At 42.7% G+C, this 22,752-nt stretch carries 22 protein-coding genes and 1 pseudogene; 17 read left to right on the forward strand and 6 right to left on the reverse strand.

All coding sequences use genetic code 11. The features are described 5' to 3' along the window. The first annotated feature begins 9 nt into the window (after positions 1–9). Together KPL72_RS12815 and fhuB are read left to right on the forward strand one after the other, a co-directional pair. Positions 10–876 carry an iron-siderophore ABC transporter substrate-binding protein gene (locus KPL72_RS12815; RefSeq protein ID WP_249422240.1) on the forward strand — a complete coding sequence of 289 codons (867 nt, stop codon included), beginning with the start codon at positions 10–12 and terminating at the stop codon, positions 874–876. Then, the gene (fhuB, locus tag KPL72_RS12820; protein ID WP_219703107.1) at positions 876–2,852 is read left to right on the forward strand and encodes a Fe(3+)-hydroxamate ABC transporter permease FhuB; all 1,977 of its coding nucleotides are present in this window, start codon (positions 876–878) and stop codon (positions 2,850–2,852) included. The genes KPL72_RS12815 and fhuB overlap by 1 nt, the downstream gene beginning before the upstream one ends. Before the next feature lie 154 nt (positions 2,853–3,006). Here fhuB and KPL72_RS12825 read toward each other — a convergent pair whose 3' ends face one another. From KPL72_RS12825 to KPL72_RS12850, 6 genes are all read right to left on the reverse strand, one after another. Further along, positions 3,007–3,618, reverse strand: a complete 612-nt coding sequence (locus KPL72_RS12825; protein ID WP_212917883.1) for an HrpE/YscL family type III secretion apparatus protein — start codon at positions 3,616–3,618, stop codon at positions 3,007–3,009. 4 nt (positions 3,619–3,622) lie between these two features. Next, positions 3,623–4,252: a hypothetical protein gene (locus tag KPL72_RS12830; protein WP_219703109.1), complete on the reverse strand. Its 630-nt coding sequence runs from the start codon at positions 4,250–4,252 to the stop codon at positions 3,623–3,625. Between the two features lie 16 nt (positions 4,253–4,268). Further along, positions 4,269–4,997, reverse strand: a complete 729-nt coding sequence (gene sctJ, locus KPL72_RS12835) for a type III secretion system inner membrane ring lipoprotein SctJ (RefSeq protein ID WP_249411699.1) — start codon at positions 4,995–4,997, stop codon at positions 4,269–4,271. A gap of 47 nt (positions 4,998–5,044) precedes the next feature. Next, positions 5,045–5,422 (reverse strand): type III secretion system inner rod subunit SctI, encoded by a 378-nt coding sequence (gene sctI / locus KPL72_RS12840; RefSeq protein ID WP_219703111.1) that lies wholly within the window; start codon positions 5,420–5,422, stop codon positions 5,045–5,047. Positions 5,423–5,503: 81 nt separating this feature from the next. Then, positions 5,504–6,658 (reverse strand): harpin HrpZ family protein, encoded by a 1,155-nt coding sequence (locus KPL72_RS12845; RefSeq protein WP_219703113.1) that lies wholly within the window; start codon positions 6,656–6,658, stop codon positions 5,504–5,506. A gap of 125 nt (positions 6,659–6,783) precedes the next feature. Beyond that, the gene (locus KPL72_RS12850) at positions 6,784–7,017 is read right to left on the reverse strand and encodes a type III secretion system major pilin HrpA (RefSeq protein ID WP_219703115.1); all 234 of its coding nucleotides are present in this window, start codon (positions 7,015–7,017) and stop codon (positions 6,784–6,786) included. Positions 7,018–7,327: 310 nt separating this feature from the next. On the opposite strand from KPL72_RS12850, the gene KPL72_RS12855 reads away from it, so the two are divergent. From KPL72_RS12855 to sctR, 15 genes and pseudogenes are all read left to right on the forward strand, one after another. Continuing rightward, positions 7,328–7,993 (forward strand): type III secretion system major pilin HrpA, encoded by a 666-nt coding sequence (locus KPL72_RS12855; RefSeq protein ID WP_219703116.1) that lies wholly within the window; start codon positions 7,328–7,330, stop codon positions 7,991–7,993. Between the two features lie 154 nt (positions 7,994–8,147). Further along, entirely contained in the window at positions 8,148–10,385 is a 2,238-nt protein-coding gene (locus tag KPL72_RS12860; RefSeq protein WP_219703118.1) for a sensor histidine kinase, read from the forward strand. Next, complete coding sequence (locus tag KPL72_RS12865) at positions 10,331–11,005, forward strand: response regulator (protein ID WP_212917875.1); 675 nt, start codon at positions 10,331–10,333, stop codon at positions 11,003–11,005. The genes KPL72_RS12860 and KPL72_RS12865 overlap by 55 nt, the downstream gene beginning before the upstream one ends. Before the next feature lie 205 nt (positions 11,006–11,210). Then, positions 11,211–12,104: a hypothetical protein gene (locus KPL72_RS12870; RefSeq protein WP_219703120.1), complete on the forward strand. Its 894-nt coding sequence runs from the start codon at positions 11,211–11,213 to the stop codon at positions 12,102–12,104. Positions 12,105–12,181: 77 nt separating this feature from the next. Further along, positions 12,182–12,511 (forward strand): hypothetical protein, encoded by a 330-nt coding sequence (locus KPL72_RS12875; protein WP_219703122.1) that lies wholly within the window; start codon positions 12,182–12,184, stop codon positions 12,509–12,511. Between the two features lie 186 nt (positions 12,512–12,697). Continuing rightward, positions 12,698–13,795, forward strand: coding sequence for a type III secretion system gatekeeper subunit SctW (sctW, locus tag KPL72_RS12880; RefSeq protein WP_219703124.1), 1,098 nt, complete (start codon positions 12,698–12,700; stop codon positions 13,793–13,795). A gap of 20 nt (positions 13,796–13,815) precedes the next feature. After that, a complete protein-coding gene (locus KPL72_RS12885) occupies positions 13,816–14,289 on the forward strand; it encodes a GNAT family N-acetyltransferase (protein ID WP_219703126.1) in 474 nt (157 codons plus the stop codon). Between the two features lie 16 nt (positions 14,290–14,305). Further along, positions 14,306–16,393: a type III secretion system export apparatus subunit SctV gene (gene sctV, locus KPL72_RS12890; RefSeq protein ID WP_219703128.1), complete on the forward strand. Its 2,088-nt coding sequence runs from the start codon at positions 14,306–14,308 to the stop codon at positions 16,391–16,393. After that, positions 16,383–17,537 carry a GGDEF domain-containing protein gene (locus tag KPL72_RS12895; protein WP_219703130.1) on the forward strand — a complete coding sequence of 385 codons (1,155 nt, stop codon included), beginning with the start codon at positions 16,383–16,385 and terminating at the stop codon, positions 17,535–17,537. The genes sctV and KPL72_RS12895 overlap by 11 nt, the downstream gene beginning before the upstream one ends. A gap of 202 nt (positions 17,538–17,739) precedes the next feature. After that, positions 17,740–18,474: pseudogene (locus tag KPL72_RS12900) on the forward strand (FHA domain-containing protein); the annotation flags it as partial. A gap of 194 nt (positions 18,475–18,668) precedes the next feature. Continuing rightward, on the forward strand, positions 18,669–20,024 hold the full coding sequence (locus KPL72_RS12905) for a FliI/YscN family ATPase (RefSeq protein ID WP_219703132.1): 1,356 nt from the start codon (positions 18,669–18,671) through the stop codon (positions 20,022–20,024). Then, positions 20,011–20,484 (forward strand): hypothetical protein, encoded by a 474-nt coding sequence (locus KPL72_RS12910; protein ID WP_212917866.1) that lies wholly within the window; start codon positions 20,011–20,013, stop codon positions 20,482–20,484. Before KPL72_RS12905 ends, KPL72_RS12910 begins: the two co-directional genes overlap by 14 nt. Further along, on the forward strand, positions 20,481–20,999 hold the full coding sequence (locus KPL72_RS12915) for a type III secretion system HrpP C-terminal domain-containing protein (protein WP_219703133.1): 519 nt from the start codon (positions 20,481–20,483) through the stop codon (positions 20,997–20,999). The genes KPL72_RS12910 and KPL72_RS12915 overlap by 4 nt, the downstream gene beginning before the upstream one ends. Continuing rightward, positions 20,992–22,092: a FliM/FliN family flagellar motor switch protein gene (locus tag KPL72_RS12920; RefSeq protein ID WP_212917864.1), complete on the forward strand. Its 1,101-nt coding sequence runs from the start codon at positions 20,992–20,994 to the stop codon at positions 22,090–22,092. The genes KPL72_RS12915 and KPL72_RS12920 overlap by 8 nt, the downstream gene beginning before the upstream one ends. Further along, the gene (gene sctR, locus KPL72_RS12925) at positions 22,089–22,742 is read left to right on the forward strand and encodes a type III secretion system export apparatus subunit SctR (protein WP_212917863.1); all 654 of its coding nucleotides are present in this window, start codon (positions 22,089–22,091) and stop codon (positions 22,740–22,742) included. Before KPL72_RS12920 ends, sctR begins: the two co-directional genes overlap by 4 nt. Positions 22,743–22,752: the final 10 nt, after the last annotated feature.

Below are 22,752 nucleotides of genomic sequence, written 5' to 3' on the forward strand. Positions count from 1 at the left end.
TTTATAACGATGAAACACTCAATGATTTTAATGGTATTTTTTGCTTTTTTCGCATCAAATATTCTTCAAGCAGAACAAACAACGCCACTTAGAGTGATGTCGATTGACTGGACTCAAACTGAAACACTTATCGCGCTTGGTGTAAAACCTATTGCCATGGCACAACAGTCTGGTTACGACGCTTGGGTTAAAGAACCAGCGATCCCGACTACAACCGCAGATGTGGGATTAAGAACCCAACCAAACCTAGAACGACTTTCAGAGCTCAAGCCTAACAAGATTTTCATTTCACCCATGTTTAGCTCGCTTATCCCTAAGCTTTCCCATATCGCTCCTGTTACTAATATCACCCTTTATAAGCAAGACAACATCTCTTGGAATGGTCTTAAGACCTTTACTCGTAGGCTTGGCGACGAGACAAATACACAGGCAGAAGCAGAAGCCCTAATTTCCTCCTCAGAAAAAAAACTCGCCGATCTAGCCGGTCAAATAGCAAAAGACACTCCACCACTACTGATGGTCCAATTTATGGACAGTCGTCATGTCCGAGTTTTTGGTGCAAACAGCATGTATAAAGTTGCAGCGAATAAAGTCGGTTTAGAAAGTGCTTGGAAAGAAGAAACCAATGCTTGGGGATTTTCGCTGGTAGGCATAGATAAATTAATGAATACCCAGGGTCAAATCATCATTATTAAACCTTTACCTGTTGGCGTAGAACAAAACTTACAACAAGATTTATTTTGGCAATATTTAGTGAAGAAATCTGGCCAACCCGCTTTGACTGTAGCGCCCACATGGAGCTTTGGCGCGATCCCATCTACGGTTCGCTTTGCAGAGTTACTCACCAACACTTTAAGCAATAAGGAGAAGCAATAATGCGATTTTTTCCTATTAGCTTTATCACCATATTAACCGCCAGTGTCGCATTACTTATCGGATGGCAATTGTCACTTAATGACACTTTTATCCATAATCTCACAAGTTTAATACAGCCAGATTGGCTCTCGGACAACTCAATAAAGCTTCACTTGACCTGGTGGCCTCGACTCTTTACCACTTTAATTTGTGGTGCCGCATTAGCTATTGCAGGCCTACTAATGCAACAAGTATTAAGAAACCCATTAGCCTCACCAACTACGCTTGGTGTTGCAAGCGGGGCCAGTTTTAGCTTAATGATGGCAACGCTCTATGCGCCATGGTTGATCGAATTGTCTCAAAGTTTAGTCGCACTGGCTGGTGGCTTAATAACCATGGGGATTGTTTTTGCCCTTTCTTGGCGTCGTGCTCTTTCACCTACCATTGTGGTTATATCTGGACTCATCCTTAACCTCTACTTTGGCGCTTTCAGCTCTGTCCTCCTCATCATGAACCAAGAGAAACTCGCGGGACTAATGATCTGGGGTGCAGGTTCGTTAGTGCAAACAGGCTGGGAAAATGTTGCCTATTTGGCACCTAGAATTATCGTACTTATTCTTATTGCCTTCCTTTTCGTTAAGCCTTTAACACTCTTACAACTGTCTGAATCTGGCGCAAAAAGCCTTGGTGTCTCACTCGCTAAATTGAGAGTTATCTGTCTAGGTCTTGCTGTATTATTAACCTCCTTTGTAGTGGCCACCGTTGGCATAATAGGTTTTATTGGGCTTGCCGCACCAGCTATCACACGCCTTATTGGCGTTCATAGATTACTACCGAAATTTCTAGTATCTATGTTTATTGGCGCATTTTTATTAACCCTGACTGATTTGCTGATACAACGCTTACCTGGCCTCATGTCGATCATGCTTCCAACAGGCGCCGCAACGGCTGCTCTCGGTGCGCCACTCATGTTGTGGTTATTACCAAAACTGACAATGCGCAGCCAAGCACATACCGAAACGGTTTTAACTCGCCACAGCGAACAAGGACGATACCTGAGCAAATACACCATCTGGATTGCTCTTAGTAGTGTTTTGATCGGGTTCTTTGTTTTTTCAAGCCTGTCTATTGGCAATCATGGCTGGAGCTGGATATTCACCACAAAGGATTGGCCAGTATTAGAGTGGCGACTGCCTCGATTACTAGCTGCCATTCTAGCTGGCGCCATGCTGGCAACAGCTGGAACCATTATTCAACGTCTAAGTGGCAACCCAATGGCAAGCCCAGAAGTCATTGGCATCAGTTCAGGAACAGCTCTTGGCGTTATTGCTGTGCTATTTTCTGGTCTGAGCGCAAGCTTAACCGGAATGTATGTTGGCGGTTTAATTGGTGCTCTATGCGCTGTTGGTTTAATCATATTACTCAACCGGAAAACCGGCTTCCAACCAGAAAAAATGCTATTAACCGGTGTTGCTATAACCGCATTAATGGGAGCGGTACAAAGCATTGTTTTGGCTGGTGGCGATCCAAGAAGCTATCAGTTACTTGGCTGGCTGGCTGGCACAACGTATTACGTTACGACTGATGCCCTCATTCCACTAACAACGATTACATTTATCTTTATCTCTATTGGTTTTCTCTGCCATCGTTGGCTGGATATTTTGCCGTTAGGCGAAGCCAGTGCTCGAGCTTTAGGAGTAAATGTCTCTCGATCAAGAATGCTACTGTTATTGCTCGTTTCAGGACTAACAGTTAGCGCAACGTTAGTAGTTGGCCCTCTTAGCTTCATCGGCCTAATGGCACCACACCTAGCTCGTTTATTGGGATTTAGCCGTGCCAAAGAACATCTGATTGCCTCTATTCTGGTTGGCAGTACATTAATGCTTTTCTCTGATTGGCTTGGTCGTCAGATACTTTATCCTCAGGACATTCCAACCGGTATGGTTGCCTCTATTATCGGCGGGCTCTATTTGATGTGGGGGCTGATAAGACTCTAAATTACAATTGAAAAATTCTCTTTGATCATTCAGAGCCACAAACTTGTTAAAGAGTTAATGCTCGCTAAAGCAGGCGATATTCAGACTAAGGGGCTCTGGACATCAAATTATTATCACTGTTTCAGCGGTTGTCAGATTGAAGTCACCAACAAAACTAACTTGTTAATTGCTCACAAAGGGACTGCCAAGAACAACGAAAACTCCCCATTCCCGTCACAAGAGAAATTTCACCAGATAACAAATTTGAGTCAGTAACAGCATGCCAATGCAAAATTTTCTGCTGATCTAGTACCGTTTTAACACTATCGAACAATTCAGGAGAACACAAAAGGGTCCCATTATGTGATTGACGCTGAACCTTCACAAGCTGCCTTACAAGAACTTGCGCCTTTTCCTGATGTCCTGCTTGCCCCATAAATTGCAGGAGTGCTTCATTCAAAACCACTGTTGCACTCTTCTCAATATCATCCCACAACTTCTCCTTTTGTTGATTCAACTCTGCAATAAGCTGATTCAACTCACGCCAAGCCTCCTGCTCTATTTCTTGCCGGACAAGTAAAGCTTGCTCATTTGCTTCCTTTTCAGCCTGTTGGCGAATATGTTCTGCTTGCTCCAATGCTTCATCCAATATGTTCTGAGCACGTTGTTGGGCATTAGCGATGATATCGTCAACAGTAAGACACACGTTTATATCTTGGGCTTTAAGCAAGGACAACACCGCATCATCATTTTTCGAGAGGTTAAACTGCCGTTTCACAAATGACATTTTTTTATTCCTTACCAGTATCGGCAGCATGATCATCTAACGATTGGTTAACAGATTGCAGCTGTGATACCCGCCACATCACCGCATGCCAGAGCTGATTTAAACGCTTCTCAGGAATCTCTAAAAAAGGTTCTACTGATAAAGAGTCTACAAGGCCTTTATCGTAAAAAAGACGCAGTCTCTGCCAAGTAATAGGAGACACCCACTGACGCATAAGCAACAACCCAACCTGCTCAACTAGTAGTAATTTCCATGAGGCCACAGACCATTTCCCAGGTGTGAGCGCTTTAGCTATATGACGCCCCCATTTAATATCGTCATTTTCCAAGTCAGCCCTACCTATCTCAGGTATTACAATTTCAGCTGCTAACTTTAGCGCATATGAGCGAGCCTTATCGTTCATCATAAGCCAATATTGCAGTGCCTCTCCTGGCTCCGACGGGATACTATCTTCAATAGAAAAGACTGAGCGCATGCATTCGGAAGGAAATTGCTCCCTGCGCCAGCTACCTTGCTTCTTCCATTCTTCAGGAACACATACCTCCCAACTAGGATGCATGCTAACCCAAGGAGACTGCCAAATTCTCAGCCATGCTAAAAAGCAAGATGGAAAAGGGCCATACAATTCGGACATAGCATATGACTCCAGACTAACTACGAGACAAAATAGCGCGACGCCATTGTGGGTTCAGCAACACAGCCAAACCTGCAACCAGTAATACAAAAAATACGCTCCCCCCTACAAGCAAAACTTGCCAGAAACTGACATCTTCTTGTGCCAAAAGAAAAGGGCCAAGATATACAAGTTGTTGCTGCTCCTGATAAGCTTTAGCGGGGACAAATACAACGCTCATTTTTTCTTCTTTTTCAGATAATCCAGGAATACTAGTTCGAACAAGTCTCTCTATTCGTGGCCTGATGACATCTGGATCAAGGTCTTCTCTATGCTTAATAAAAACCGCTGCGGAAGCTGGCTGGACAGGCTCTCCTGGTGCGATGCGTTCTGGTAATACAACGTGCACTCTCGCTACTAAAACACCATCTATTTGTGACAGAGTAGATTCTAGTTCTTGCGACAATGCGTAAATATAACGAGCTCTCTCCTCAAGAGGGGAAGAAATAACACCTTCCTTGCGAAAAATATCTCCCATATTAGAGCGTGCTTCCTTAGGTAAACCAGCAGCATCGAGAATACGAACCGCACGAGCCATATCTGATCCACCTACCGTCACAGATACACCTTCTTTAGTGATCACTTTTTCGGCTTCGATATGCTTTTCCGCTAGTTGAGCAATAACATCATTTGCATCTGATTCACTCAACTGGCGGTGGAGCTCGACATTTTTTTCGCAACCTGTAAGAAAAAGAAGAACGAACAACAGGGCCCCTTTAATAAGATAGTACCTCATAGAAATACCCTTATTTCTTATTGAAGGCTGGTTAATTTTTCTACGGCCTGCGTACCTTTACTGATCAACTTAGTTGTAAGTAAACTCTCCAAATAGAATGAAGAAAGTGCTCGGTTTGCTTGAACAACGTCTTGTGCATCATTGGACTTAGAGGCTTTTTTTAGTGCTCGATCCGCGTCATTTGATAACTTTTGCAAATGTTCAGATGAGCCTGACAACTGCCCAACAATACGCTCGGCAACGTTACCTGTTTCAGTTGTTTTTTGATTCTGCTGAAACGCTGCACTAAACCAACTAGCATCGGTCTGATTCGCCTCTACAGGCTTATTTTGTGTCGCGCTCGCTGAATAATTAGCAGAACTAGGTTCTATACTCTGAATTGATTTAACAGACATCATGCTCTCCTGCCATTTTAAAAAGCGGGCAATGAAAAAATCATTGCCAGCTACTTTATGCTCAGTACTTTTTCCACAAAGCTACTTAGAAACCTTATGCATTGCTTCATTAACAATCGCGTTAGAAAGCATCATGGCATCCATATCAATCTGTTGATCACCAGTGCTCTTGCCTTCCATCACACCTTTAACAGCTTCCATTGCTTGCTTAAAGCGACCTATCTCTTCCGAGTTAAAGTCTTTTCCACGTTCGATTCGACTAGCCCAACCACCACGAGGCTGCTCTCCAAACTTATCGGTATGTTGATCCATGAATTTACCGATATCCTTAGCCATATCTTTATCTTCTTTACTAAAAGAAAAACGCTCGCCACCATGAGATGAGTTTTTCTCACTTGAGCGAAACCCACTTTCTTTTATATCGATAGAATCGACTGCTGTTTTACCCAAATGGGAAACAAAGTCTCCTCCCATTGAGAAGCCGTTACGGCTTGCAGGAGACATATCTCCTAAGCCTAATCCACCACCGATTCCAGAATTGCCAATAGAAGAACTACCGAAGCCTGCACCACCAAAACCACCGACACCGCCAAAGCCTGACCCACCTAAACCGCCAATAGCATTACCTAAGCCGCCCATTGCACCACCAGCCATACCGCCAAGAGCCCCACCTAAAGTATCTCCAACCATACCACCGACAGCGCTACCCAATGGGCCCCCAACACTACCTAAAACAGAACCAGCCATGCCACCAGCAAGCCCTCCGAGCCCACCCATAGAACCACCAATTCCACCTAATATTTGCTGCAGTCCACCAGTAATAGCCGTGCTTAATGCATCCTTCAAGCCGCTTGTAAAATCCTTAAGCTCGCTGCCACTTAGATAGTTGTCTTCTGACATTTCATCCTGCCAGTTACGCACGTTACCTGTAGCATCATGTGGACCATTGTATTTACTCGCATTTTGGTCCATAAATTTAGCAATCATATCCATCATTGGATTATTGCCAGCATTATTGAAGGTTGCGCCATCGCCTTTTTTCTGTAGTAGTGAATCTATTAGCAAATCCGCTAACATACCTACTAGTGCATCAGCACCTTGATTAGGAGAGTTGTTCCCGGTAGGTTTATTGAAATCGGCAATACCCTTGTTGCTACCGCCACCCACACCCTGACCAGCCATAAAACCGCCAGACTGATTTAAAGGAATACTAATGGTTAATTTTGCTTCTATCATACTCACCTCTGCATTTTGTTAGACAGCCTATAAAACCCGCTCAACAAACAGGATTGATAGGAAATTGAAAGATGACTTAGACCAATACACAGGTATAAGTCATTCTTTCATAAATCCACAATTAATTAGTAGTTGATGGCTTTACCACTTTGAGTCGCGGCGTTATTCGCTTTATTGGCAGAGTCAACATAGCCATTCATAATGCTATTCACAGTATCTGTCTTCATTTTGTCTGACTGAGCCTGAGCATTCATTTTCGTTGTTTCTGCTGAAGTTTTATCCAACATTTGCAAAGCATCTTGAGACGCTTGAAGACCAGAACCACCTATTCCACCTAAAGCACTTAGTAAATTACTCATAACAATATCCACCTTAAAAATTAATTAGTTAAAAAATGAGAACACATATTTATGTCTCGCTAATCTAAGTGGCAGAGATCTATATTCAGTTCCTAGATTTTTTGTTCTATATTTTAAAAGCTCAATATTCCGTCAATTGGAACCAATCCTTCTTTCTTAGCCACTCACTGGATGTGATGGTTTATCTATTACAAACAACCTCATTAGCTATATCGGAGTGAAAGGATTACTCAGTTACCATAATGAAGTTAGGACTATGGTTACTTCCCCCTAACACTCACCACTTTTTTATCCATATAGGAGATTAAACATGACTATTTCATCAGGGTGCATGCCACCACAAAACTGGAATAACCAGGGACCTTCAGCTCAAGCAGGAAAACTAGAAATCACCTTTAGTTTTTCAATGGGTAAAGAAAATCAGATATCAAATCAACCTAAAAATGGATGTACATCAGATCAATTTAATGACGATTATCTTTACGGTGGCTGTCAAGACAACAATGCAAAATCAAGCTCTGGTAGAGATTCAGGAATTGGCTGTGGCTCAGGACTTGGCGGTGGCTCAGGGCTTGGCGGTGGTTCAGGACTTGGCGGTGGCTCAGGACTTGGCGGTGGTTCAGGACTTAGCGGTGGTTCAGGACTTAGCGGTGGTTCAGGACTTGGCGGTGGTTCAGGGCTTGGCGGTGGTTCAGGAGTCGAAGGTCAAACAGGCACAGACAGCGCTTCTGGGTCTCCCAACTTTAATTCCATTGAAAAAGATATGAAACAACGTAGCCTAGAACTACAAAAGCAAACCTTAGAATCATTAGAACTACTCGACCATTCCATGGCCGAAACCATAAGAATGGCCAGTATTGCTCAATCAGAAAAGTTAATCGTTGATACAAGAAACTCAATAACAAATGGCTACGTAGATTCCGCCAATAAAGCCAACAATGCCAACACCCAAAATGGTAAAGGTATTAATTTCTAAACACCGTATGCCAGCCTCTGGCTGGCGCTTTCTCCTGTAAAACCTAAGTTCGTCTATTCATAAGCCAACCTTACACTCCACGTATCACTAAATACTAGAACAATTTTTTACAGCACAGTAAGCTAACTGTTTAACAAAATAATTGGGCTTCAATATGGATAATGCTGATACCCTTATAGGACCATCAAGCAAGGTTGACCATCTACTACAGGAGAACTCTCTACTTCGAACATTATTTGAATTCTCTCTTCGCCCCGCAATATTCGTCACCGATCCAGATAATGATTTTAGATTTGTTTTAGTAAATCAAGCTGCCTGTGAACACTTTAAAGTCTCCAGAAAACAGCTCTATCAATGGACGCCATTAGATGTTGATCCATCCTGTACTAAAGAAACACTTCAAGGTTTGTTAGTCGATTTGAAAAAATATAAAACCAAGACTTTTGAATCCTATCACCTACTCCCTGATGGTAAAATTGTTCCGGTCGAAATCATTACAAACCTGTTCGAGTTCAACGAAAAACAATTTATCGTGGGTTATTTCTCGAATATCGAAGAGCGAAAATCAGAAGAAAAACGACGAAATGAGGAGCAAATAAAGCGCGAGAATGATCTCCTAGAACAACAATATCAAAAGGTATTCGATAACTTATATGACCGAGTATATTTATTAGATGTGACTAACAATAAAATCCTCAACCTCAATAACACAGCAAATATTTCTCCCTCTAAAACACCGACCACAACTTGCAATACTCTATGCTTAGAAGACATTATCCCTCCTTCTAAGTTGCTTTTATTCGAATCCCAAAAACGGCTTTGTTTGCGCAAAAAAGAAAGCTGTCACTACGAAGAAACAATCATCCAAGCAGATAATTTGCGCATACACTTAGATATTGTTTTAATCCCAATAATATCTTCTACAGAAGAAGTAAAGCGTATCATCCTTGTCGCGCGCGACATCACAGAAAAAAAGAACAAAGAAGAAGAGTTGGCACGTAAGGAGCAAGAATTTCGCGCTTTAGTCGAACTATCAAAGGATGCTATCACTCGCTACGATATTAATTTAAAGAGGATTTATGCAAATCCTGCGTTCACAACACTTTCTCCCATAAAAGAAAACGACATTCCATCATCCGTAGAATTTCACAATAAATTAACCCAAGTTTTTCAGTCTGGAGTTAGCCAAACATTAGACCTTTCTCGATTTGTCCATAACGAAGAGCGCTTCTACGAAATTCATTTTATTCCTGAGTTTGATCTAAACAAAAAGGTTATTAGCGTCCTTTGCATAGGCCGAGACTGTAGTGCAAAAAAGCATGCCGAACGAGCCTTATTAAAACGGGAGGAGGAGTTTCGATCATTAGTTGAAAATTCTCTAGATAATATAACCAGACATGCTCCTGATGGTCGTCGAATCTATATAAACCCTATTAGCGCAAGCTCGGCTGGTCCGCTAACTCAAAGCTTAATTAACACCACCCCCGAAGAATATCCAGGCGGAGAAAGCGGCCTTTTGTACCAACAAAAAATCCAGCAAGTAGCCAAAAACAAAACAGCAGCTGAATTCGAGCTCTATTGGACATCAAAAAACAGACAAAAGTGTTCATTAATTAGTCTAGTTCCCGAACAAGATAAAGATGGCTCCGTCATTAGTATACTAGCTATAGGCAGAGATATTACCGAGCTAAAGAAAATCAGTAACGATCTCAAGCAATCGCAATCTCAACTTCGCGACCTTGCCGCACATCAGGAACGAGCAAAAGAAAACGAGCGTAGACAGATCGCCAGAGAGCTACATGACGAACTAGGGCAGCAATTAACAGCACTCAAAATAGAAACACAAATTCTAGAAGTACGTTATGGACACTTAGACACAACGTTCAAAGAACAAATTTCTCGCATTAAAGATCAACTAAAAAACACCATTTCGTTCACGCGTGGTTTTGTTTCTTGGCTACGACCAGCCGCACTGGACCTTGGCTTTACAGCTGCATTGGAATGGTTAGTAGAAGACATTGCCAAACTGAATCCAAGCTGCCATTTCAATTTAGAACTCTCACATGAGGATATTGATGTATGCGAAGAAAAAGCTATTGCTCTGTTTCGTATCGCCCAAGAATCACTAACAAACATTATCAAGCACGCCTATGCCAGCCAAGTGAATATTAAACTCAAGCTACAGAACTCTTTTTTAGTAATAAAGATAAAAGATAATGGATGTGGTTTTGATACGAAACAATACAACACAAAATCCTTCGGTTTGGTCGGCATTAAAGAGCGAAGTATCATGATCGAAGCCTCATTAAATTTAACCAGCAAGATAGGACAAGGCACATGTATTATCGTCCGCACGCCTTTAGAAAAGAAAAAAAAGCAACAACAAAACTAATTATTGTGGATGATCATTCCATTGTAAGAGCAGGCTTAAAACAACTCTTTTCTATATATAGAGATATTGAATTAGTGGCCGAAGCCGAAAACGGAGAGCAAGCGATTGAACTCATTAGGCAACATCGTCCCGATGTGATCACCTTAGACATACTTATGCCAGGATTGAGTGGCATTCCCCTTATTGAAGCCATTTTAAAAGAGTTTCCTGAACAAGCCATTCTTATATTGAGCATGCATAACGACACGCAAATCACCCGTAGGACATTAAGAGCAGGCGTTAGAGGCTACCTCAGCAAAGACTGTGATACTGAAACTCTGCTTGATGCCATCCGTAGCATTCATCACGGTGGGCGATATATCCAACCAGATGTCGCTCAAAAGCTTGCCTTTGAATATGACGATGCCATTGATAGCCCTAAACACAAGACATTATCTAAACGAGAATTTCACATATTCTGCCAGCTCGCAAAAGGAACCAGCATTAGTGATATTGCTCAGACATTAAGCATCAGTAACAAAACAGTCAGCACACATAAATTTCGTTTAATGCAAAAAATGGGCTTCTCAAGCCACTCAGAAATTATCCGCTACGCCTTGGCTCACAACCTTATTAACTAACTAATTAGTACAGCTAAATTCCTTTCATATCTAATTTAGGACAAGGAAAGTGCTCAGCAAACTTCAAGAATAATGGAACCTAACGGCACAAATTTTCACTCATTGCTCGGATAATAGAACTTTTATTCGCACTAAGAAGCAGTGACTAGTTTTATCTAAACACTATTTCGATCACTCACTTGCATTACATGGGAAGGTATCAGCTATGTCGATAGGTATTCAATCAAACTCGTTTGGAGGTGGGATTAATTCATTTGATTCATCGAATTTATCCACTGATTTTTCTCAACAGGGAAAAAACACCAGCTCAAGTCAAAAGCTAGGAGGAGAGCAAGGTGGCTCTATGGAGCAACTAGTCGAGCTGCTAGTAAAAACACTTGTCGATATGCTGAAGCAACAAGGTGCCAACGGCCAAAGTAATGGCGGCGGCATGAATGGCATGGGCGGCATGAATGGCGCCGCTCAAGATGGTGGCCTCGCTGGAGGGCTTGGTGGTGCTTTAGGCAACAAACTCCTCGATACATTAACAGACAGTCTGGGCGGTGGCGATAAAAACGCTGGAGCAACAGGCACAGGCAATGCAGACAGAAGTAATGGACAAAACAATGGTATGGGAAGTTCGGATGGCCAAATGAAGCCTGAAGAATTAATGAAAATGCTGATCATGGCCATGTTGCAAATGATGTTAAGCCAAGACAGTCAAGGTGGCGCAAACAAGGGTGGCATGGATGGGGCTGGAGCGCTAGGCAACAATGCAGGCCCAAACAGCACAGGTGCAGCTGGGCCAAGTAATGCAGGTGCAGCTGGACCAAGCAATAGCAGTGCTTCCAGTGAAGGCGGCTCATTGCTAAAAGATTTAGGCAAAAGCCTTGTTGATATGGGCAACTCTCTTATGCAAGGCGTAGGAGAAAGCGCACTAAATAATGCAATCAGTCCAACCAAAGATGGTGGCGGTCAAGTCGAAGATCTACTCAAAGACTTTCTCAAACTCATTGCCAAAATGATGGATAACAACTCAGGTGAATTCAGTAGTCCAGCTGGAGCTGGTGATACAAATTCAGCGGCCCCAAAAATCGAATTATCTATTCAAACCAGTTAATCACCTATTAAGGAATTGACCTAGTCAATTCCTTACGTTTATGACTTAAACAAACTCCATTATCTGTGAGGCCTCATATGAACACTCAACTATCAAACACAGCTGCTCCACAATTCACAACATGGCAAGCTCTTATTGAGCAAGGCGATGGGTATCTCACTCCCGAGCAACGCCAAACCTTTGAAAAAGCGATCAACATGCTAATAGAACGCTTTCACGTGACACTTGGGAAGGCAATATCTCCCGCAGAACAAGCAGAAACCTTTGAGTTTCAGAATTATATCGAAAGCATGGAAGAACGCTTTTTAAAGGACACACCAAAGGACGATGAGCTACAGCAGGATGTTGCTTTGACCGCTGCACGTATCATTGAACAAATTGGTCAAATTATTCAACAAGGAAAATAAGATCAATTGTCTTGTCTTTAATTAATAGGAAGCAAGGTTGATGAACTTGCTTCCTATTAATCACTTCATCATTCTTTTTTGCAGATCATTTTTATCGCTAGGCAATTTTAGGAACCAATTCCACAGTAATTCCACCAATATCAGAAGAAAGATATCCTTAAACTGATTGACGGCGGCATTTACCTCATGAATATATCGTCTACCAACAATGCGACATTGAACACGATGTTCAACACTACGGCGGCACCACAAAAGGCCGCCGAAGTGAAAAGTGTAGCGAACAATGAATCAGACAACATGGAGGAAATCTCCATGAAGTTTAGCGAAAGCATAGAGCGCAACTCAAAAAGCTTAGAAAAGAGGACTATTAAACCCCAGACGCAAATGCGCGCAGAAAAATTAGAGGCCCTTTATAAACTATTAGCTGGGCAAGGCGATCAGCTGCACGAAGAAATACAAAGAATTCTTGCCAGAGGACAACAGGCTCTTTCGATGGAAGCCTTTATGTCCGCAGCAAATGGAGACCCCACCAAGGCAGAGGTTCTACTTCAGCATGCAACCCATCAGACAAAAACCTCTGGGAATCAAGCATTGCTCAAAACGTTACAAAATATCTCACAAGAACTCAACGAAGAGCATGGTCAAGATATCTTAGCTGGCATAAACACAGCAGAAGCGCTGGCGATGTACTCTCAAGACCCTCAGCAAAGACAAAATATGCGCAATCTTTATTACCGAAATATTGTTGGACAAGGATCACTGGCAGCTATTTTCGATACGTTATTAAGCCAATTTGACGAAAAACATTTTGCACAAGGTATACATACGCTTATGCGAGCGTTATCAGATGATATTTCCTCTCTGTTTCCATCTAAACCAGGTGCACAACTAAAAGCGCTACTAAAAGACCTTACCGCGAGCCAGAAGCTAAACAGCATACTCAATAGTAGTCGCGATTTATTAGACCGTGTTTCTACTCAGCACCCTCCCCAAGATATGAGCGCTGCGCGCCTAACAAAACGCCTAATTGATTTTACTCAGGGAAGCCTTTATCCAAGGGAAATAAAAAGCCTAAGCGATGACACAGTCGGACAAGATCCGCTTAAGCATGTAAAGTTTCTCAACTCACTCTACCCCTTAGTTAAAGAAATGCCTCTACCACTCTGGAAAGACGGTGAATCTAGACGCAGCGCGCTGCAAGTCATTTTACGCATGATGACCGAATACACTCATTACGAGCGCCAACATCTGGCAAGCACGCAAGCCAATCAAGTACAACAATAGCAGAGACACGGAGAGATCGAATGCCAACACCCCCAACGATGCCTACAGAACGCCAAAATTTTTTTATGCGCCGTGCAGACGACAATGATTTGATCTTTGCACGTGAGCTCATACGCAACAATATGATGAGCTACTACAAAATGATTGGGCTTGATTGGAACAATGATGCTTTCCAAGAAATATGGAACCTTACATCTAATATCATCGTTACTCCCCCTGAGAAAGATGCTTCTCCAATCGGCGTCATGAGAATGCATATTAGCGATCAAGAGGCCACCTTGTGGGATCTGCAATTGTTGTCTGAATACCGTAATCAAGGTATGGGGAAACAGCTTCTGCAGCACTGCATCCAAATATCACGTAATGCAGGCTGCAAGCTCATCACTCTCAATGTCTGCAAAGCCAATCCTGCGCTTTCATTGTATCAGCGTGCCGGATTTCAAATCGACAACGAGACCGAACACCAAATAAAAATGAAATTTTTACTATCTTGAAGTCATCGAGCACACTATGAACACACTTTTTAACATTCTAAATCGTATCGCCATCAGTGCAATGAAGCGCTCAGAAGTCGTTGGTGCTGTCTTTGTCATGGCCATTGTTTTTATGATGATCATTCCTTTACCAACAGGTCTATTGGATGTTTTGATCGCCATAAACATAAGCTTGTCATCACTCTTAGTCGCGCTAGCAATGTACCTACCGGGTCCGCTGGCATTTTCATCTTTCCCTGCCGTTTTATTGCTAACCACCATGTTTCGCTTAGCACTATCTATCTCCACCACCCGACTTATCTTACTCGAACAAGATGCTGGGGATATCGTCGAAGCATTTGGTAACTTCGTTGTCGGTGGAAACCTCACGGTCGGTCTCGTCATTTTCTTAATTCTAACCGTCGTTAATTTCTTAGTGATCACCAAAGGTTCAGAACGGGTCGCTGAAGTTGCCGCTCGTTTCACATTAGATGCCATGCCAGGCAAACAAATGTCCATCGATAGCGACCTTCGTGCAGGATTAATTGATGCAAATGATGCACGTTTTCGTCGCGAGCAATTAGCCAAAGAAAGCCAACTATTTGGTGCCATGGATGGCGCGATGAAATTTGTGAAAGGCGATGCTATCGCCGGTCTTGTCATCGTTTTTATTAACTTAATTGGTGGTTTTTCTATTGGCACATTACAGCACGACATGTCAGCCTCGGAATCCATGCATCTATATTCGGTCTTAACTATCGGCGACGGCCTCATCGCACAAATCCCAGCACTTCTAATATCCCTCACTGCCGGCATGATCATCACTCGAGTGGCACCTGACAACCAAGCTCTAGATGCCAATATAGGGCGTGAAATGGCAGAGCAAATTACAAGTCAACCGAAAGCCTGGATTATTGCAGCCTTTGGTATGACAGGCTTCGCACTTCTTCCAGGCATGCCTACGATTATTTTTTTAGTGCTCGCAAGCTTGTCTTTCACCTGCGGTATTTTCCAGCTATTCAAGGCACATCGCATTCTAAAAATGCGAGAATCTAATCAGCTTTCTGCAGACATGCCACCAGAACAAAATGGTGTTGAAGATATTCGTCGCTTCAACCCTGCCAGAGCCTATTTATTACAATTCCACCCTTGCCGTAGTGGAGAAAGCGATCCGTTTACCGTCGATCTTATTCAACATGCGCGTAAGTGTCGTAACCGTATCGTTAACCAATATGGTATCACCCTACCTTCGTTCGATATTGCTTATAATGATGAACTAGCTGAAGATGAATTCTGTTTCTGTGTCTATGAAGTTCCCACTTTAAGAGCCACTTATATAAAAGATAAGATAGCCATAGAACGAGAGTTCGTGCCAGAAAATCACCTTGAAGAAGGTGAGCAATCGCCAGGCAATAGAGAAGAAGAACGCTGGCTATGGTTTTCGATCAACCATCCTATTTGTCAACAAGAAGACATACCAAAGACGACGCCAGATACCCTGATTATCGAACGATTAGAACGACTTTTCTTTGCCACAGGACCACAATTTATCGGTTTACAAGAAACCAAGGCCATCCTTAGCTGGGTAGAAATGGAACAATCAGAACTAGCACAAGAGCTGCAGAGAGTTCTGCCTATGTCACGGTTTGCCGCTGTATTACAACGCCTTGCCGCTGAAAGCGTTCCACTTAGAGCAATACGTCCAATTGCTGAGGCCCTCATAGAACATGGTCAATATGAACGAGATATAGGAGCCTTAACTGACTATGTGCGAGTAAGCTTAAAAGCACAGATTTGTCATCAATACAGCACGGTCGATGGCATGCATGTATGGCTGTTAACGCCGGAGGCGGAAGAACTGTTGAGGGACTCATTACGCCAAACTCAAACAGAGTCATTTTTTGCTTTACCGCCAGAAGTGAATCATACTCTAGTGCAACAGCTAAACTCGTCGTTTCCAGTTCTAGCAAAGCCAAAACCTGTTATGCTGGTAGCTCAAGACCTACGTCGAGTATTGCGAAATTTACTACAAGATGAGTTTAACCATGTCCCTGTATTGTCATTCTCTGAGCTACAAAGCACTTCACAAGTTAATGTATTAGGACGTATTTCTTTTGAAACCTAACCTATCCCTAGACAAACATATCACTACCAATACTAAACTGGCCTTACAAACTAGAATACTGACGCTATTCATTTTACTTACAATAGGACTCACTTCTATTTCCGTTTATCGCGAAATAAATAACGCCCAAGCGCAAGTAAAAAAAAGTTTAACTATTGCTACATCTTTAAGCCAAAACGCTATCGATAACCTATCTAAAGGTCGTGCCCTAAATACCTTGTCATACATAGAAAAAAACGAATTACAAGCACAGATAAATAGCCTCACACAACATTTCAATTGCCAGCTATATATCATTAATAAAGAAGAAAACCTGCTATTTACCGGCTCAGAAGGCGGACCTTTCAACACGGCAGCAGGACAGCAACTACATAATATTACAGGTCTAAGCCAAGCCATTAGCAAAATACTAGCGGAACAAGAGGAGGAAGCCTATTACGATGGAATAAGCAATCAACATCTGCTAAAAATACTGCCCTTAGAATCACCTAATATGTTTATTGTAGGAGATACCCCGCTATCAGCTTGGTATATGAATTTAGGTGGATCGCTATATTTCTTGTTCATTGGACTAACAGGGCTATTACTTGCTCGTAAATGGATCAAGCAAGCAATCACTGACTGGCGTCGTCAAAACTTGAGCCAAACCATTATGGACTCTTTAACCAGCCTACCTAATCGACGTGGTATGGAGCTCTTTTTACAGCAGGCATTTGCTACACCGTCCTCTGCAACAAATCCACACTCTCTGTTATTAATTAGCTTGGATCATTTTGCGCAGGTCAACATCCACTATGGAACGGATGCTGGCGATATGATTTTAAAACAGATCTCTAGCCGAATACGAACCTTACTGGATTCAGAAGATCTTGTTGGCCGCTGGGATGGTGATACCTTTTTAATTCTCCATAAAGGCATATCTGACACTAATGCAGCCACCATAGCTGAAAAAGTGTTCTTAGATATCAATAGAATAAACTTCGATATAGCAGGAGAAACGGTTCGTATCAATATCAGCATTGGCGTGCATACGATCAACGATCCAGATACGCAACGCTTCTCTCTAGCACACACAGAACAGGCTCTGCGTAAAGCAAAGAAAAAAGAAGACCACCATGTGGTCTACAGCAACGGTATCGCCTAAATAAAGCCTCCTGAGCACTTAACCGAGCATATCTATCAATAGTTATTCACTCTTAAGTGCTCTCTCAACAGTCATCACATTCTATCTCCCTTGCTATTCACTTAGGGAACTCATCCCGTACTTATGCCACTTAATAGTTGAATCTTAGAACTGTCATAGATGTGACTCTAGGAGAAGTTTTAATTTTTTAGGACAAGCTATCATGTACGAATTACGAGTTCTGACGGGTCTACATCGTGGCGCAGCTCTCCCCTTAATTGGGCAACAATGGAATCTCGGTAATGATGACAACGCCGATCTTGCTTTATTTGATCCAGGGATCAGACCAAAGCATTGCCGCCTTATTCAGTTAGAAAATGGCTGGGGATTAGAAAGCGAACAAGGCAAGATTACCGATAACGAAGGCCACAAAGTCGATAAAATTGACCTTCTTTCGGTGAATGCCTCTTTCGCATTAAGTGGTATTTGGATGAGCATTGTTGACGCAAACACCCCGTGGCAACAATACGAAGAAGATGAGCTGATTACCCAAAATATCGAAGATGCTTCAAATAGCCCCAAAAAAACAGCGAAAAGCCCCAAAAGAACCAAATCCCTTATCAATTTCACTTTGGGTTTTTTAAGCGCTGGAGCCATCGTCGCTACGAGCACTTGGGCTTCTTTAAACACCAGCTCTTTTGACAAACCACAAGCCACTAAAAAACAGGAAGAAACAAAACCTGCAGAGCAGTTACTACCTAATCTATCAACAGAACCAGAAGTGATCAGCCAGCTACGTACAATGCTGCAAGCACGAGAATTAGATAGCTTGGTTCAGGTCAAATCTAGCAACAACCAAATCGTCATCAATGGCGCTATTGACGATTCAGATCGAGAGCGATTAACGCGTATGTTGAAACGCTTTAACAAACAGTTTTATACGTCGATCAAGATCACAAATCAAACCTCTGAATTACCAGTAAATCTACCCTTTAAAATTGTGCAAATCACATCCGGATCAATGGGGAGCGTTGTCACCAATACTGGCAAACGATTATTCGTTGGTGACGAGCTAGACGGTATGCGCTTGATGTCAGTTAGTGAGAATAAGATCATTTTCAAAGGCAAACAGGACTATGAGGTAAACTGGTAATGCAAACCTCATCTCGGTTACAAAACTGGGGGGAAGAACGAAAACACCATTTTTCAAACCTTCATCCGGTCAAGATCCAAGGCAAAGTATTGCAGATTAATGGCATATTATTAGAAAGCCATCTACCTTTTGCTCGAATTGGTGACCTATGTACCATTCACGGTGAAAATGGCAAAGAAATTTTAGCCGAAATCATTGGCTTTAACGCTGAAACAGTACTGCTCTCTGCTCTCGCTGCCCTAGAGGGAGTCGAAGCAGGTGCACTTATCACCCCTCATTATCAATCACATCATATTGAAAGTAGTGACGCGTTATTTGGCTCTGTATTAGATGGTTTTGGACGACTATTACAAGGACCAAAAGACGCCTTCACCTTGGCAAAAAGTGAGACGATTACTCCCGTGATTAATGAAGCTCTGGCCCCCACCCAACGCCCACGAATAAGCACACCGATGCCCACAGGCATTCGCGCTATCGACGGTTTACTTACCATAGGTGAAGGTCAGCGCATTGGCGTTTTTGCAGGGGCGGGCTGTGGTAAAACCACCCTACTTGCCGAGCTAGCTCGCAACATGCCCTGCGATGTTATTGTCTTTGGCCTTATTGGTGAGCGGGGCCGAGAACTTAGAGAATTTCTAGACCACGAACTAGACGATGAACTACGCAGCCGCTCTATTCTTATATGCTCTACATCGGATAGAACCAGTATGGAGCGTAGCCGTGCCGCTTCAACCGCCACAGCCATTGCAGAAGGTTTTCGAGCTCGCGGTAAACGTGTTTTATTGCTCATTGACTCTCTCACACGCTTTGCGAGAGCCCAGCGAGAGATCGGCCTTGCCGCAGGCGAGCCACCAGGTAGAGGCGGCTTTCCTCCGTCGGTTTACACTATGTTGCCACGCCTAGTTGAACGTGCTGGCAATATGGAAGGAGCAGGATCTATTACAGCACTTTACACAGTGTTAATTGAGGGCGACGTTATAGCAGGCGACCCAGTTGCAGACGAAGTACGTTCATTATTGGATGGCCATATTATTTTGTCGCGAAAACTAGCGGAGAAAAACCATTACCCAGCGATTGATGTACTTGGCAGCATCAGCCGAACTATGGGTAATGTAACCGACTCTTCTCATATCCAATCTGCTGGAAAAATGCGCAACCTCATGTCCGCTTACAAAGAAGTAGAAATGCTGATTCGCCTTGGAGAATATGAACAGGGCCACGACCCATTGACCGACTCTGCGGTCTCGTTAAATGGGCCTATCAATACATTTCTTAAGCAGTCTATGCGAGCACCATCATCGCTCAATGATACCGTTGAACAATTAAGTCAGTTGGTATCCCATGCTAACGACTAAACCCAGATTCGTGATTGAAGAATCACCTCCTCCTAATCCTGAACAACAAACGCTAAAAGATACCTTAGCGATTCTTATGCCAATTCGTGCCCACCGCCAGTTCAAGAGTGAACAACAATGGCGAGAGGCAAAGCTAAAACTAAAACAAATAGAGCAACAAATTGAAGAAATGGAAGCCCATCTTGAATCACAAAAACAAGAGCATTTAACTCGCCGCCAAGAACTAAGCGATACACACCAAGGCCAAACACTTAACCAAAAAAACTTGAACGAGTGGATAGGTGAAGAGAAACAGTTGTTGGTCAAATTAGACACAATTAACCGTGAGCTAAACGCTCTACACCAAACGCTTCAAAAACAACAAGAAATAGAGCAACAAGCCAAAGCCCAAGTTCAAGTTAAACAACGAGACCTTGAAAGACTCACGACCTTAAAAAACGAAATTGAGGAGGCCTTATGAACATGGCGACTTCCCAAGCCACCAGTCAACCAGACAGAGAAAGAAACACTCAAGCACTAGAAAATAAGCCGCGAGCAAGGGGCAATGATGAACTGATCGCAGACTCATCCTTGTTTAGTTCGTTTGTTTATCCATTCATACCACCATTATTGGAACCAAACAGCCCGATTGAAAACACGGCCCCTATATCTAAAGCGCCACATTCAATCTATCTTCCACCTCACTTAAATGACGAAATGGTCTTGAATTCGCTGGAAGTACAAGTATCCGATGAACTTAGCGGTAAACAACCCTCTTTCAATTGCACGCTAATCCTACCTCACTTAGGCGAAGTTAAAATGAACGCCAGCCAATCATCCAGTCAATGGCATATTAATTTGGCTTTTAACAAACCAGAAGCATTGGAATACTTACGTCGGACTCAGTCAACGGCAACCCATCGCCTACGCGAGAAGCTAGGGGCAAATGTCATTCTAGGCTTATCCTTAATAAGGGAGAAAGTCACTAATGAGTAACTTTTTAAACACACGTCGTTCCATCAATGCAATGGATATTCCACTCAATAAACGTCTTGGCCGTGGTGTAAACCTAGCTTATAAAGGTAAAGAAAAAGGCACCTTAACGCTCGATTATGGATCCCCTTTTTTTTCACCTAACGATTATCTTGAGATTCAAACGGATATTGGCTGCATTGGCATTAAGATCAATCAAGCCGAACATTGCTTAAATCTTTTTTCCAGTGTGCCCTTTGTGTTAACGCCCTCCGTTACGCAAATAGAAAAACAAGAATGGTATATAGAGCTGTATAACCAGTGTTTATTTTCTAGCTTTCGTGCTCTATTTGGTCGCCTCACAATAAGCCGCACACCATTATTAGACGATGTAAGACCCTATGAGCTCAACTGGAATGAAGAAGCAAGCACTGGAACAGCCTCGCTATTACTCTCACCTAGCACTTTAGAACAGATGTTAGAGCGTCAGCCTTGGCAGTTTTATTCGTTTCTAGACATTTCTGAACTGATACTGTCCTCTCCTGTCCGCTTAGCAACGACTCGTATTCGATATTCGCAACTAAAACGGTTAGATATCGGCGATATATTAATCCCTGATCGGCCTTTTTTTTCTAGTGAAGGCCAAGGCAGCCTACGTCTATCTAATCTAATTCTGCAATTAGACTTCACCGATAATGGAACTCTTCGCTCTTATAAGGTCACTCAACTACATAAAGCAGCAGTAGAAGAGCTAAATATGTACAACGAGAATGAAGAACATACCTCAAATGAAACACCAACACATCTTGACGAGGATAATGCTTTGAACATCCTCCCCAATGCGGAACATAACAACCCAGCTAGAATAATACCAGAGACACAAATCGCTCTATCTCTGTGTGCTGGAGAAGTGTCTCTCAGTCTACACGAGCTAAGCCAATTGCGTGTTGGTAGCACTCTCACTGCTATTGGTGAGATGCCCGGACACGCAACGCTTTACAAGGGCAATATCGCGGTTGCCCATGGTGAACTAGTTGAAGTTGATGGCCGCTTAGGTGTGCAACTTACCCAAATTCTACTGAATCAAGTACCTCGTTCCGAGGGAGCTAACACATGAATCTTGGCCAAGTCGATCCGATGCTATTCGCCCTCTTTTTAGGAGGGTTATCATTGCTTCCTATCATGCTTATTGTCTGCACCGCTTTCTTAAAAATATCCATGGTGCTTTTAATTACCCGTAATGCCATGGGGGTTCAACAAGTACCGCCAAATATGGCCATTTATGGTATCGCTCTAGCTGCAACATTTTTTGTAATGGCGCCGGTCTTCAAAGACATCAGTATCAAGGTAAAAGAGACGCCACCTGACTTTTCGTCATTGGACGCAATGCAAACCAGCGTTAACCACCTTATTGGGCCACTACAAGCCTTTATGTCTCGAAATGTTGCCCCTGATATCCAGTCCCATTTAATGGATACAACAGCACAAATTTGGCCCAAGGAAATGGCAGAAAAGGTTACCAAAGATGACCTTATGATTGTGATCCCCTCCTTTATGCTTTCAGAGCTACAAGCTGGACTGAAAATAGGCTTTCTAATTTACATCCCCTTTATCGTGATTGACCTAATTGTCTCTAATTTACTTCTAGCATTAGGAATGCAAATGGTATCGCCAATGACCATTTCTCTACCACTAAAGATTTTACTATTTGTACTCGTCGATGGTTGGAGCCGACTACTGGATGGACTCTTTTACACCTATATCTAAGCATTAAATC

The sequence above is a fragment of the Marinomonas lutimaris genome (assembly GCF_019426345.1).
GTDB classification, from domain to species: domain Bacteria; phylum Pseudomonadota; class Gammaproteobacteria; order Pseudomonadales; family Marinomonadaceae; genus Marinomonas; species Marinomonas lutimaris.

Coding starts and splice junctions, on each gene's coding strand:
- KPL72_RS12920 (WP_212917864.1), top strand. CDS start 20,992: ATGAGTAACTTTTTAAACACACGTCGTTCCATCAATGCAATGGATATT.
- KPL72_RS12815 (WP_249422240.1), top strand. CDS start 10: ATGAAACACTCAATGATTTTAATGGTATTTTTTGCTTTTTTCGCATCA.
- fhuB (WP_219703107.1), top strand. CDS start 876: ATGCGATTTTTTCCTATTAGCTTTATCACCATATTAACCGCCAGTGTC.
- KPL72_RS12905 (WP_219703132.1), top strand. CDS start 18,669: ATGCAAACCTCATCTCGGTTACAAAACTGGGGGGAAGAACGAAAACAC.
- KPL72_RS12870 (WP_219703120.1), top strand. CDS start 11,211: ATGTCGATAGGTATTCAATCAAACTCGTTTGGAGGTGGGATTAATTCA.
- sctV (WP_219703128.1), top strand. CDS start 14,306: ATGAACACACTTTTTAACATTCTAAATCGTATCGCCATCAGTGCAATG.
- KPL72_RS12915 (WP_219703133.1), top strand. CDS start 20,481: ATGAACATGGCGACTTCCCAAGCCACCAGTCAACCAGACAGAGAAAGA.
- KPL72_RS12865 (WP_212917875.1), top strand. CDS start 10,331: ATGTATTATCGTCCGCACGCCTTTAGAAAAGAAAAAAAAGCAACAACA.
- KPL72_RS12875 (WP_219703122.1), top strand. CDS start 12,182: ATGAACACTCAACTATCAAACACAGCTGCTCCACAATTCACAACATGG.
- KPL72_RS12855 (WP_219703116.1), top strand. CDS start 7,328: ATGACTATTTCATCAGGGTGCATGCCACCACAAAACTGGAATAACCAG.
- sctI (WP_219703111.1), bottom strand. CDS start 5,422: ATGTCTGTTAAATCAATTCAGAGTATAGAACCTAGTTCTGCTAATTAT.
- KPL72_RS12830 (WP_219703109.1), bottom strand. CDS start 4,252: ATGTCCGAATTGTATGGCCCTTTTCCATCTTGCTTTTTAGCATGGCTG.
- KPL72_RS12885 (WP_219703126.1), top strand. CDS start 13,816: ATGCCAACACCCCCAACGATGCCTACAGAACGCCAAAATTTTTTTATG.
- KPL72_RS12910 (WP_212917866.1), top strand. CDS start 20,011: ATGCTAACGACTAAACCCAGATTCGTGATTGAAGAATCACCTCCTCCT.
- KPL72_RS12845 (WP_219703113.1), bottom strand. CDS start 6,658: ATGATAGAAGCAAAATTAACCATTAGTATTCCTTTAAATCAGTCTGGC.
- sctR (WP_212917863.1), top strand. CDS start 22,089: ATGAATCTTGGCCAAGTCGATCCGATGCTATTCGCCCTCTTTTTAGGA.
- KPL72_RS12850 (WP_219703115.1), bottom strand. CDS start 7,017: ATGAGTAATTTACTAAGTGCTTTAGGTGGAATAGGTGGTTCTGGTCTT.
- KPL72_RS12825 (WP_212917883.1), bottom strand. CDS start 3,618: ATGTCATTTGTGAAACGGCAGTTTAACCTCTCGAAAAATGATGATGCG.
- KPL72_RS12860 (WP_219703118.1), top strand. CDS start 8,148: ATGGATAATGCTGATACCCTTATAGGACCATCAAGCAAGGTTGACCAT.
- sctW (WP_219703124.1), top strand. CDS start 12,698: ATGAATATATCGTCTACCAACAATGCGACATTGAACACGATGTTCAAC.